Annotated in this window: 9 protein-coding genes; 1 reads left to right on the top strand and 8 read right to left on the bottom strand. The window is 43.7% G+C overall.

Going from position 1 to position 12,477, the window contains the following annotated elements; all coding sequences use genetic code 11:
• Window positions 1–81 precede the first annotated feature (81 nt).
• The gene (locus SORDD25_RS03040) at window positions 82–1,410 is read right to left on the bottom strand and encodes an ABC transporter substrate-binding protein (protein WP_061852576.1); all 1,329 of its coding nucleotides are present in this window, start codon (window positions 1,408–1,410) and stop codon (window positions 82–84) included.
• A 114-nt stretch (window positions 1,411–1,524) separates the two neighbouring features.
• Window positions 1,525–2,223, bottom strand: a complete 699-nt coding sequence (locus SORDD25_RS03045; protein ID WP_033630087.1) for an N-acetylmannosamine-6-phosphate 2-epimerase — start codon at window positions 2,221–2,223, stop codon at window positions 1,525–1,527.
• A gap of 400 nt (window positions 2,224–2,623) precedes the next feature.
• On the opposite strand from SORDD25_RS03045, the gene SORDD25_RS03050 reads away from it, so the two are divergent.
• Complete coding sequence (locus tag SORDD25_RS03050) at window positions 2,624–5,785, top strand: DUF4091 domain-containing protein (protein ID WP_061852577.1); 3,162 nt, start codon at window positions 2,624–2,626, stop codon at window positions 5,783–5,785.
• Window positions 5,786–5,970: 185 nt separating this feature from the next.
• Here SORDD25_RS03050 and SORDD25_RS03055 read toward each other — a convergent pair whose 3' ends face one another.
• The 6 genes from SORDD25_RS03055 to SORDD25_RS03080 all read right to left on the bottom strand — a co-directional run bounded on the left by SORDD25_RS03055 (window position 5,971) and on the right by SORDD25_RS03080 (window position 12,476).
• Entirely contained in the window at window positions 5,971–6,948 is a 978-nt protein-coding gene (locus tag SORDD25_RS03055) for an acetylxylan esterase (RefSeq protein ID WP_061406584.1), read from the bottom strand.
• Between the two features lie 158 nt (window positions 6,949–7,106).
• A complete protein-coding gene (locus tag SORDD25_RS03060) occupies window positions 7,107–7,589 on the bottom strand; it encodes an acyl-CoA thioesterase (protein WP_061852578.1) in 483 nt (160 codons plus the stop codon).
• Window positions 7,590–7,911: 322 nt separating this feature from the next.
• Window positions 7,912–9,927, bottom strand: a complete 2,016-nt coding sequence (recG, locus tag SORDD25_RS03065) for an ATP-dependent DNA helicase RecG (protein ID WP_061852579.1) — start codon at window positions 9,925–9,927, stop codon at window positions 7,912–7,914.
• A gap of 17 nt (window positions 9,928–9,944) precedes the next feature.
• Window positions 9,945–11,048, bottom strand: coding sequence for an alanine racemase (gene alr / locus SORDD25_RS03070; RefSeq protein ID WP_061852580.1), 1,104 nt, complete (start codon window positions 11,046–11,048; stop codon window positions 9,945–9,947).
• Window positions 11,038–11,400 (bottom strand): holo-ACP synthase, encoded by a 363-nt coding sequence (acpS, locus tag SORDD25_RS03075; protein ID WP_061852653.1) that lies wholly within the window; start codon window positions 11,398–11,400, stop codon window positions 11,038–11,040. The genes alr and acpS overlap by 11 nt, the downstream gene beginning before the upstream one ends.
• Before the next feature lie 44 nt (window positions 11,401–11,444).
• Entirely contained in the window at window positions 11,445–12,476 is a 1,032-nt protein-coding gene (locus tag SORDD25_RS03080; RefSeq protein WP_061852581.1) for a 3-deoxy-7-phosphoheptulonate synthase, read from the bottom strand.
• Between the last annotated feature and the right edge of the window lies 1 nt (window position 12,477).

The following is a 12,477-nucleotide window of genomic DNA, read 5'->3' on the forward strand; positions in this document are numbered from 1 at the left end:
TCCTACCATTTCAAACAAAAGTCCCCCTTTTCTTACACCGTAGTGCACAGGGAAAAGGGGGGAATCAATCTGACTTAGTGCTTATTGTTTTGTAGCTTTTTTGATGGTTTCGTTAGCTTTTTCAGTGAAGGTTTTCAAAGCATCCGCTGGTTTTTCGTCACCATTAGATACAGATTGCAACATTGGGAACCAAAGTGTTCTCATTTCAGCAAAACCGTCAATTGTGTTGTAGTATGGTGAGTAGTATTTAGTCCAGCTGCTGATTGTTTCCATACGTTTGTCATCATAAAGTTTGCCAAATGATGTACGAACTGGGAAGGCACCTGTACGAACTACGTCTTTAGGGCCCCATTCTTTGTCATCTGCGATGAATTGAACGAATTTCTTAGCTGCTGCGACTTTCTTGTCGTCTTTGTTGTTAAATACTGCAAATCCGTTTACAAGGTATTCAAGAGATGGTTTACCAGAGTCTGATGGGAATGGTACTTCTACCACATCTACCTTACTTGCTTCCAAGAGTTTCGCTTGGATACCGTTTTGAGCTGGAGCCCAAAGGATTGTGTATGAAGTTTGGCCGTTCGCAAAGTTTTGGATGTCTGCTCCACCGTCAAATTGTGAACCATTGTTCAACAAACCGTCTTTGATCCAGCTAGCAGCTTTTTCAAGACCTTTGACGAATTTAGGATCGTCAGTTGTATATTTTGTTACATCTTTATCTGTTACAGAACCGCCATAAAGGTTTGCGATGAAGGCACGTGTTCCTTGGTCTCCCCCTTGACCAGAACTGAACAATGAACCTGGAGTGTATCCCTTTTCTTTAAGCGCTTTCAAAACTTTTTCAAAGTCGTCAGTTGTCCAACCTTCTTTTACAAGGTTTGCAACTCCTGCATCTTCCAACATTTTCTTGTTCATAGCCATGTAGAATGGTGCTGAACTGATTGGATACATGTAAGCTTTGTCTCCAGCCTTACTTGCTTGTACGATGTTTTCGTTGTTCACATCTTTGACGAATTCGTCTGTGAAGAGGTCGTTCAACTCAGCCAATTTACCATTTTTACCATATTGGATGATACGTCCTGGTGCGTCAAAGAGTACGTCTGGCGCTGTTCCTGCTTCAATAGCTGTTGTAATCTTTTCTGGACCTGACTTAAAGTCGATGGTTTCCAATTTCACTTTTACATCTGGATTTGCTTTTTCGAAAGCTTCGATGATTGATTTTTCATAAGTTCCAACACCATCGCCAGTCTTTTCTTGTGTGAAGACTGGGAATGCCCACCAAGTGATTTCTGTTTTTCCGCTATCGCTACCAGATTTTCCAGCATCTTTACTTCCACCAGAGTTACCACAAGCAGCAAGGCCAAGAATCGCAGCACCTGCAAGTACTGTACAAGCTAGTTTTCTAAATTTCATTTGTATTCTCCTAATTGATAAGCGTATCCATATTGGATAATGAGCAAGTTTGTATTTGTATACGTTTTCATTTTCTCCGACGCATCAACCACTCTCCTCTGTTTTGAGATTGTGTTATTTAAGACCGGCAACAAAGCGCTCCGTAATCTCTTTTGGTCTAGTAATCGCTCCACCAACAACGATGCCTCGCACCCCATATTCAAGGATTTGTTTGGCTTGTTCTGGTGTATGAATTTTCCCTTCAGCGATGACATCCACTCCTGCTTCACAAAGTTTTTTGATTAGTTCAAAGTCTGGACCATCTACTTTTGGACTATATGAAGTGTAGCCTGATAGGGTTGTTCCCACAAAATCAATCCCTGCTTCGACTGCTGCTAGCCCTTCTTCAAAAGTACTGGTATCAGCCATTAAGAGTTGATCTGGATACTTTTCTTTGACTTGTCGGATGAAGTCCTGAATTTCCAAACCGTCGTAACGTTCACGTTTGGTACAATCCAGAGCAATAACCTCAATGTCTAGTTCAGCCAACTCATCAACTTCTTTCATAGTCGCTGTAATGAATGGCTCCTGTGGCGGATAGTCACGTTTGATGATCCCGATAATCGGGAGTTTCGTAACCTCCTTAATCTCCTTGATATCGCGAACACTGTTTGCTCGGATACCGACTGCTCCACCTTGCTCAGCCGCTTTGACTAGCAAGGGAATGACTCCTCCCGCTTCTGTATAAAGCGGTTCGTGAGGAAGTGCCTGGCAAGATACAATGATTCCATCTTTGATTTGTTCAATCAAGGCTTCTTTGCTAATCTGTGGCATCCTCTTTCCTCCCTTTCTTTCTTCTATGGGCTTATTATATATCACTTGTTAAGCGCTTTCAATAGTTTGTAGTGGAATAGATTTCAGTTTCAAAACTATTTTATAGAACAGACTATCCTGAAAGTAGTTTCAGGCTTCAACTGAAATTAGAAGCTAGGATCATTGCTAATGAAGGTCTGTGCATTTCTTAGACTGGATAGGGACACAGCAATCTCCCGTTTTAAGCAGGCAAATCAAACATGAAAAATATAGAAACAAACAAGGATATCCATTTAGAGTTCCTCATCTTGCCTCCCTCCTCTTTAAAATGGAGAATTTTCTATATAGTTTTTTCCTTTCTTTTAGGATTTATTTTACATAAAATAAAAGAAGGCGCATACAAAAATAATAAGGAGATCTTATGAAAACAAAACAAGCCCTTTTGGCAGGTTTATTATTTGCCTGTCTCTACCTACCAGCCCACGTTGCAGCAGATAGTCCTGAAATTAAGACCGATATCGAACATGGTCAGACTAGCGGGACAGACTTTAACACCACCTATATTGGGCAGTGGGATGATTATGGTTACTTACACGGAGGTTACGGGGACGTACAAGTAAACTTCATTGGTCATCGTGCTCAGATTTGGGCGACCAAATCCGATTTGTCCGGTATTGTCGAAGTCTGGGTTGATGGTGTCAAACACGGAGAATTCGATGCTCACACAGCAGACTATGAAAATGGGGTCAATGTGTATACAATCACTGATTTAGAAGAAGGTCCTCACACAGTCTTGCTAAAACAAAAAGATTCTAATAATTATTTCTACTATAATGGGATGTCGACCTACCGCAATGAGGAGGTACGACTCATTACAGAACTGACAGGTTTGCCTGAAAGCATCACAGTCGACACTCTCAGTCGCCAAGTTCTAACCTTCCAAGGACAACCTACTAACGCAAACGAAAGTGTCCAATTCTCAAGTAAAAATCCTGAAATTGCTCAGGTAGATGAGAAAGGGATTGTCTACGGAGTCAAAGAGGGACAAACTGAGATTGTACTCAAAACTCAAAACATTGAAAGGACTGTTCCTGTGACTGTTATCCCCGCAGAAAATAATCTGAGCATCTCACAAGGAAGCACCGATCAACACACCTCCCAAGACCAATACGACCATGTCTTAGAACTTGATCAGGTCACGACAGCGTCTCGTCCCGTTTGGCTAGGGGATGAGGTAAACGGACAATTTATCCTAAAATCTAAAAATCAAGACTTAAAACAAATCCACATCTCTCCTAGTGACTTTATCTCCGATGCAGGAAGTATCTCTTCAGACAAGGTTCAGACCTATTTCCTTAAGGAAACCAGTGCCTATGTCGGTCGCGGTGGGCAAAAGTTTGTCCTTCCAGACGCCAGCGCCCCGCATGAAATGGTGCCTGACATTTTAGATAAGGCTGCTTATACAGATCTAGCTAGCAATCACTTACAGGCTGTTTGGCTCAAGATTTCCGTTCCTCGTGATGCCAAACCTGGTCTATATAAAGGGCATTTCACTGTTACAGCAGAGAACCTAAGCAAGCCAATCCAAGTGCCTTACCAATTTGAAGTATTGCCGATTGAGCAACCGAAGGATACCAACCGTTTCAGTATGGAACTCTGGCAATATCCATTCACAACTGCTCGCTACTATGGTTTGAGCGAAGAGGAATGGTTCTCAGACAAGCATATGGAAATCCTCAAACAGCAGTTGTCTGAGTATGTCAAAATTGGTGGAGGAGCTATCACAACTACTATCAGCGAAGATCCGTGGAATCATCAGACCTATGATGCTTACCCAAGTATGGTCAAATGGACCAAACAAGCCGATGGACACTTTGATTTTGATTTTACAAACTATGACAAATATGTTGAACTTGCCCTCAGTCTCGGCATCAATAAGCAAATCAAATCCTTCTCCCTCACTCCTTGGGAAAATCAAATCGGCTATTTTGATGTGACGCAACAGCGTATGCAATCCCTCTCTTTGCCAGTCGGAAGCGCTGAATGGACAGCTATTTGGGGAGAGTTCCTCAGGGCCTATATCCAGCACCTCGATGAGAAAGGTTGGTTTGACCTTGCTTATATGTCCATGGACGAACGTCCGCTCGAGACTATGGAACATGTAGTTTCTCTCATCGAACAATATAAAAACAAGGATGGAAAATCCCTAAAAATCTCCGCAGCCATGAATTATAGTGCTGAAAAAGCTGAGATTCTCAATCACATTCATGACATTTCCATTGACCTAGCCCAAATCCAAGACGAAGTTGCTGTACGCAAATTAGCGCACGACCGTCGCCAAAAAGGCTTTACAACAACCCTCTACACCTGTGTCGGAGATTACCCTAGTTCCTTTGCTCGTAGCGCCCCTGTAGAGAGTGCTTGGACCCTCTGGTACGCCCAATCTCTCGGTATGGATGGCTATTTGCGCTGGGCCTATGATGCTTGGGTCAAAGATCCCCTGACCAATATCGATCACTGGTGGTGGGAAAGTGGCGATCCTTTCCTCGTTTACCCTGGAGATAAGGATGGCAAGGACAAGACACCACGGACCAGTCCACGCTTTGAAAACTTCAAAGAAGCCAAAAGACAGATTGAAAAACTTCGCTGGATTAAAGAAGCAATCCCAGAAACTGCCGATGAAATTGACACTTTTGTCCAATCTCTGGTAAGAGAGTACGGTGTGGTAAATGCCTATGGTGCCAACGAATCCAAGAGCATGGAACAAAACAAGGCGGTAGAAGCCGAAGTCGCTCGCATGAATCAAAAAGTTGAAGAATTGAGTCGAAGATATGCGAAACAATTGGCTAAGGTCTACTCCGAGGTTCCTCAAACAGCACCCGTACAAGAAGAATTGCCAACCTTTGTTGTCCCAAGTTATTTCGATAACAGTAAACAAGTATCCTTTGATACAGATAATACTGTTACGTTTAAGGGAACTGAACCTCACTTCATCTCAGTGACAACCACTGTAGGACAACTTCCGCAAAACACCTTTAGTCTGGTTGTCAAATCCCTCAGTCAAGGCAACTACCATGTGTTTGACGGGAAAAAAGGTGATCTTTACGACCTCTATTTCGTGGATGCTGAAGGGCACAAGGTTCCTGTAGACAACATCACTGCAAAGGTGCGTATCCCTGTCAGTGCCGAAGTAGAAACTGCTTTTAGTCTCTCTGAAGATGGTCAGATTACGAGCCTTCCATTCACTCAGGTTGACGCCCACCATATCGAGATTACAGTGAGCCATTTCAGCCTTTATGGTGTACTTTACAAAAAACAGGAGACACCTAACGAAGACCCACATGAGGATCCCGAGCAAGCTTCCAATACCCAGCCTCTGAATAAGCAAACCAAGAAGCAAGACCAACAAAAAATTTCAAATGATGAAGACGGGCAACAGAATAACCCTTCCGATACCGCTTCATCTCCTACTAAAGAAGAGCAACTACCAAAAACAGGACTAGCAAATAACTTTGAACTCAGTCTTCTAGGCTTGCTCGGTCTCGCCTTTGGCATCACATTCTTTAAACGAACACGAAAATAAAGAATAAGATACAGATGTACTAGCTCTCTATTTTCTGTAGTGACGCTTTCACTATAGAGAGTATAGAGCTTTTTGAGTACAGATAAGGCATCTACTTATCCAATGAACAAAAAAAGAAACCATCCCAAATCCTTGAAAAGTCCTAGATTCTGGATGGTTTTTGTGTAAGGAGTAAATCATTTACTTTACTGATATAAGAACGGAATCTCGCTGCCACAGAGCCAGTTGTACACTTGGTCATTGACAAAGACGTTCATGGCTTCGTGGGCATACTCTGGCATGATACGGTAGGTCTTGTCACAGGTCAGACGGTTGTAAATGGCAAACTGAGTGATTGGGTAGCAGACATCATCATCCAAACCTGTAATCATCTTCACCTCTCCCTTGATTCGATGGGCAAGATTTTTCACATCGATGTAGGCAAGGGTCTCCATAATTTTTTCTTCTGTTTCATGGAAGGGATCATGGAATTTGAAGTAACGAAATAGCTCATCATAGGCTTCGCTAGTATTGCCAATTTCTAGGACGCGTCTAAAATCTGACAAGAATGGATAGATGGCAACCGTACGTTTTATACGAGGGTGCAGTGCTGCGGCAACTAGTGCCAAAGCTCCGCCCTGAGAGGCACCATAACTAGCTAGTCTCGTCTCATCCACCTGAGGGAGACTGGCAATGATTTCAACCAACTGGTAAATATCTAAATAGACATCCTTGTAAAAGAGGTGTTCACGTCCTTGAACCGCACCACGGATAATATGTCCCTTAACTGTATTTCCCAGTGGAGCACGCAACCCATCTTGTGAATAGCCTGACTGACCACGCACATCCATGGAAACCACGCCATAACCAGCAACTGTAAAGGCTAGCATGTCTGTCCAATCCCAACCACGTCCCATATAACCATGGAAATGGAAGATAAGGGGAACCTTTCCTTCACTCTTTGGCAAGACCACACGTGCATATACTTTACCTTCCTTAGTCCCTTGGAAGGTCAGCTCATAGCTCTTGACTCCTGGAATGTGGAAATCACGCTCTTCTAACTGATAAGCTGGAAGGCTAGCAACCTTTCCCAACTCTTCATCCCAAAAGGCATCAAAATCTTTTGGAACTTCATCTCGTCCTTGATAAGTCTTCATTTCTTCTAGTAAAGCTGGATTTTTCATAGTATGCTCCTTTTGTTTTATAATCGCTATCATAACTGTAGCATATCTAGAAAAGCAATGCAAGAAAGAATGGGAAACAGAAAGTGATTTTAGATTCTCCTCCCTCAAACTGATCGTCTGAAAGTAGTTTTAAACATTTTAATGTTGAATCAATATTTTTACATATGGTCCTTTACCGCTACTGCTATCATTTTAGCTTTAGCACGGACTTTAGTAGCCACTGTCATCTCCATAAAAATAATTGCTTTCCTTTCTCCTAATTCCTCCAATGTAGAAGTGACTACAATTTCATCTTCAATTGGACTAGGACTAAGGTAATCAATCTCCAAGCGAGCTGTAATAAAACGTCCTATCACAGTAGATTCCGTCAGTTCCAACCCTTTTTGATGATGAGCAAACCAAGCTGCTGACGCCGTACCATGGCAATCAAAAATAGTCGCTATCATTCCTCCAAAAACATTTGATGGAACTCCTCCAGTATATTGATTTTCAAGCTTGATCTTACTAATACAAGTCTTTCCATCTACACTTGGATGGGTTTTTAAATGCAAGCCCAAGTCATTCTTTGGTCCACAGCCCCAACAATGCTGAAATCGTTCTCCATACCTATCTTGGATAGCAATCGTTCTAGTTTCTAACATCTTAAAAACTCCTTTCATTCTACACTATACTCTATTTTTGCTCATTATATCAAGCTTCTCTCAATGAGTAAATAGGCTGGGTGACTAATATCTTTTTATCGCTTGACTAAGTTTGATTTATAGGTGACCATTTCTTTAGAAGAAAAAGAGCGTTTCCGCTCTTTGTTAATCAATAAGTGCCAGCTCCTTTCTCTTGTTTGACGGTTTGAAATTTCTTTTGGTAGGTCACTTTGATCGTCATATGAGAGTCCTCGTTTCTTTTTGATGACTCTAGTATAAGACCCAAACCTAAAAGCTAGCTTATAAATTTCTTAGAAAAGGCTTAATCCAGATGTTCTCTTTTTTCTAGGTGGAGAGCGATCATACGCCATTCTGGATCCTCTTTCCAACCTTCCATAGAACTAATATAGCTGGCAACCTTTCTGGCTTCTTCTAAAATCGGAAAATCTTCGATAATATCAGCCACTTGAAACTCTGGTAGTCCCGACTGTCTGGTTCCAAAAATCTCACCAGAACCTCTCATTTTCAAGTCTTCCTCAGCAAGGACAAAGCCATCCGTCGTTTCTGCCATGATCCGCATACGGTCTTTCCCAGAGTCTGTCTTGGGATTGGCAACTAAAATAGCATAAGAATGTTTGTCCCCCCGTCCCACACGACCTCTGAGCTGGTGAAGTTGGCTGAGACCGAACCGATCGGCATCCATGATGATCATAACGGTCGCATTGGGAACATTAACCCCAACCTCGATAACCGTCGTCGAAACCAGAATATCCGTTTTTTTCTCTTTAAAATCCTGCATGATCTGGTCTTTTTCGTCACTCTTCATCTTACCATGTAAAAGAGCCACTTCAGCCTTGCCGGCAAAATGAGCTGTCAACTCCTCTGATAAGGCAATGGCATTTTTCAAATCCAGAGCTTCAGATTCTTCGATCAGGGGAGAGATAACATAGGCTTGAGAACCTTTTTGAATTTCTACCTCTAACCAAGTCAAGACCTGAGGCAACTGCTCATGCTTAATCCAGCGCGTCACAATAGGCTTCCGCCCTGCTGGCATCTGGTCAATAATAGAAACATCCATATCGCCAAAGGCTGTGATAGCCAAGGTTCGTGGAATGGGCGTCGCCGTCATCATGAGAACGTCGGGATTGTCGCCTTTTTCCCTTAGAATACGCCTTTGCCCCACACCAAAACGGTGCTGCTCATCGATGATAATCAAACCAAGACGAGCATAATCCACCCCATCTTGTATCAAAGCATGGGTTCCGATAATCAAATCAGCCTCACCCTTGGCAATAGTCTCCAAGACTTCTCTTTTTTCTGTAGCTTTCAAGGATCCTGTCAAGAGAGCCAGTTTCAAGTCTGGACAAAGGTTCTGTAAACTCTCAAAGTGTTGCTCTGCTAGGATTTCTGTCGGTACCATGAGGGCAGCCTGGTGCCCAGCCGTCACTGCCGCAAACATGGCCAAACCAGCAACCACCGTTTTTCCGCTCCCCACATCTCCTTGCAGGAGACGATTCATGTGGTGGTCGGACTGCATGTCGGCCAAAATTTCCTGCAAACTCTTTTCCTGAGCTTGGGTCAGGGCAAAAGGCAGATTTTCTTTAACGGCTGTCACTTTTTCCTGGGACCAATTCAGAACCAGACCGCTTCCCTGAACTCTATTTTCAGACTTGAGCGTCTGCAACTGCATCTGAAAATAAAAGAGTTCCTCAAATTTGATACGGCGAAGGGCCTGCTTGTATTCTGCCAAATCCTTAGGAAAATGCATAGCACGGACAGCCTGGCAACGGGACATGAGTTTGTATTTATCCAGCAAAGACTGGGGAAGATTTTCCTCTATCAAGAGGTCCAACCCCTGATTAAAGGCTGTCTTGATGACCTTGACCAGACTGGCCTGACTAATTCCCTGAGCCAAGCGATAGACAGGTTGGAGGTCATCTTCCACCTGAGCTAGAACCTTCATCCCAGTCAAACTGGCCTTGGCACGGTCCCATTTCCCAAAGACAGCAAGAGTTGCTCCCAATTCTATCTTATCAGCCAGATAGGGTTGGTTAAAAAAATTCACTGCAAAAACGACTTCTCCCTGCTTGAGACTAAAACGCAGGCGATTGCGCTTGAAACCATAATACTGGACACTAGCGGGGGTCACGACTTGACCAGACAGAACCGCCTTTTCCCCGTCTTCCAATTCCATGACCTGCTTGGTCTTGAAGTCTTCGTAACGGAAAGGAAAGTAGAGCAAGAGGTCTTGCAAGTTTTCAATTCCTAGTTTGGCGTATTTCTCTGCTGACTTTGGCCCCACACCAGGTAAGACATGCAAGGGTTGATGTAGATTCATGCTCCACTCCTTTCTTTTTAATGATATTCTCTCGGAATGCGATCACTGAGGAGACAAACCACCTCATAGTTAATGGTTCCACGGTAGGTCGCTACCTGAGTTGCTGTGATTTCCTTGTCACCATCGGAACCAATTAATGTTACTTTGGTTCCTAGTGGGTAAACCTTAGGTAGCCGAATAGTAATTTGGTCCATAGATACTCGTCCGACGATTGGGCAAGCTTGGCCATCTACCAAGACAGAGAAATTTTGCATGTCTCGTGTCCAACCATCCGCATAGCCGATTGGCACCGTCGCAATGACTTGCTCGCTATCCGCCTGATAAGTAGCCCCATAGCCCATGCAAGCTCCAGATGGCACTGTCTTGACATGGACCAGAGCAGACTCCAAACTCAAGGCTGGTGTCAAATCATAGGGCAAGTCCAAGACCTCTCCACTTGGATTGAGACCATACATGGCGTCTCCCATACGGACTGCATTGAAAATAGTCTCTGCATGCCAGAGGGTCGTTGCCGAGTTGCTGGCATGAACCAGTTCTGGAACTTCCTTCATACTTGCCAAAATAGCTTTAAAGCATTCTAACTGGGCATTAAAATAGGCATCTGATTCTTCATCTGCAGTAGCAAAGTGGGTAAAAATCCCCTCAACGCGAGCACCGTATTGTTGGAGCAAGGCTTGAGCCTGCTCAGCATCACCGGCTTCTCTAAAACCAATCCGTCCCATCCCTGAGTCAATCTTGAGGTGAACAGTCAAGCCAGTTAAATCTGTCTCCCTAGCTAAGAGTTCTTGAATCCACTCCAGTCCAGCTACCGTCAAGGTGATGTCGTATTCTTTAGCCAGAGCAATAGCATCTATCTCAGAAACTCCTAAAATGAGGATTTTCTTGCTGAGTCCAGCCTGACGAAGTTCGATGGCTTCATCAATATTGGAAACACAAAATCCATCAACATCATCCTGAATCGCCATCGCAACGGCAACAGCCCCATGACCATAGGCATTAGCCTTGACCACTGCCCACTTGAGCGTTCCTTCAGGGATATGATCCCCCATTTGCTGAATATTTTGTCGAATAGCTCCCAGATGAATCAGAGCCTTGGTTGGTCTATGTGGACTAGCTTTCATGATTTTCCTCCAAAATGACACTGGCTGTCACAAACTGATCTGTATGGCTGATTGACAGCCAAATCTTTCCTGAAAATGGCGACTGACTAAAATAAGGAGCCCCTCGTTCATTGTTCAAAACTTCCAAATCCTGAAAGGTCAGTTTGCCAATACCAGTTCCCATAGCCTTGGAAAAGGCCTCCTTAGCCGACCAGCGACCTGCCAAGTATTCGATCTGTCTACGCCCTTTGAGACTGGCAAAACGCTCCATTTCTTTAGGGGTCAGCACGCGCTTAGCAAAGCCCTCACGTCGTGTAACTGCGTTTTCTATCGAAACCAATTCTTCGATGTCAATTCCGTGTCCAACTATCATACTCATAAAAGGAGCTGAGATTCCCCCAACTCCATCCTTTTCACTTATTTTGTTAAGGTAGTATAAATTTCTTCTACCAGGGCTACTGTATTTTCCCAGCCTAGACAAGGGTCGGTAATGGAGCAACCAAAGACCTCTGGTTGGTTTTGACGACCATCAGCTAGGTAAGATTCGATCATAAAGCCTCGAACCGTCTTTTTAATCTTTTCATTCCAGTCACGATTCAGCAAGGCTTGGCGCACAATGCGAATTTGTTCCATATACTGCTTGCCCGAATTGTCATGATTGGTATCGATGATAATGAAGGGATTTTCAAGTCCCATAGTCTCATAGCGATTGATGGCATTCAAGAGGGTTTCATAGTAGAAATTGGGTTCATTTTTACCATATTCGTTCATGGCACCACGAAGGATAACGTGGGCCAAAGGATTTCCTGAAGTTTCCACTTCTTGGCCATGGTAAAGGAAGGTTTGCTTGTTTTGAGCCGCATAGATGGCATTAAACATGACCCCAAGGTTCCCAAATGTTGGATTTTTCATCCCAACCGGAGCATCAATCCCAGAGGCTACAAAGCGGTGCTCTTGGTCTTCCACTGAACGAGCCCCTACAGCATGGTAGCTGACCAGATCATCAACCAAAACGAGATTTGACGGATAAAGCATCTCATCAGCTGTCGTCAAGCCCGTCTCCGTAATCACACGGTAGTGCAGCTGACGAACAGCCTGCAAACCATTGATGAGACTAGGCGCTTCGCTGGTATTTGGTTGATGAATCATTCCCTTATAGCCATCTCCATTGGTACGAGGTTTAGCCGTATAGACACGCATCACGATAAAGATTTTATCCGCAACTTTTTTCTGCAAGTCTGCTAAGCGACGAGCGTATTCGAGAACTGCTTCTTCATTGTCAGAAGAGCAAGGCCCCATCACCAAAAGGATGCGGTCGTCCTCACCCGAGATGATAGCTGCTAACTCTCTATCGCGGGCTTCTTTTTTTCGCAAGGCTTCAGGTGACAACTGGGTCGCAGCCTTGATTGCTTCAATATCAATTTCTTGACCTTTTTCGATAAATGCCATC

It is taken from the genome of Streptococcus oralis (assembly GCF_001579525.1).
Lineage (GTDB): Bacteria > Bacillota > Bacilli > Lactobacillales > Streptococcaceae > Streptococcus > Streptococcus oralis_M.

What these genes read in the sequence shown, in the direction of transcription:
- acpS (WP_061852653.1), bottom strand. Translation starts at nt 11,400, where the DNA reads ATGATAGTTGGACACGGAATTGACATCGAAGAATTGGTTTCGATAGAA.
- recG (WP_061852579.1), bottom strand. Translation starts at nt 9,927, where the DNA reads ATGAATCTACATCAACCCTTGCATGTCTTACCTGGTGTGGGGCCAAAG.
- SORDD25_RS03045 (WP_033630087.1), bottom strand. Translation starts at nt 2,223, where the DNA reads ATGCCACAGATTAGCAAAGAAGCCTTGATTGAACAAATCAAAGATGGA.
- SORDD25_RS03055 (WP_061406584.1), bottom strand. Translation starts at nt 6,948, where the DNA reads ATGAAAAATCCAGCTTTACTAGAAGAAATGAAGACTTATCAAGGACGA.
- alr (WP_061852580.1), bottom strand. Translation starts at nt 11,048, where the DNA reads ATGAAAGCTAGTCCACATAGACCAACCAAGGCTCTGATTCATCTGGGA.
- SORDD25_RS03050 (WP_061852577.1), top strand. Translation starts at nt 2,624, where the DNA reads ATGAAAACAAAACAAGCCCTTTTGGCAGGTTTATTATTTGCCTGTCTC.
- SORDD25_RS03080 (WP_061852581.1), bottom strand. Translation starts at nt 12,476, where the DNA reads ATGGCATTTATCGAAAAAGGTCAAGAAATTGATATTGAAGCAATCAAG.
- SORDD25_RS03060 (WP_061852578.1), bottom strand. Translation starts at nt 7,589, where the DNA reads ATGTTAGAAACTAGAACGATTGCTATCCAAGATAGGTATGGAGAACGA.
- SORDD25_RS03040 (WP_061852576.1), bottom strand. Translation starts at nt 1,410, where the DNA reads ATGAAATTTAGAAAACTAGCTTGTACAGTACTTGCAGGTGCTGCGATT.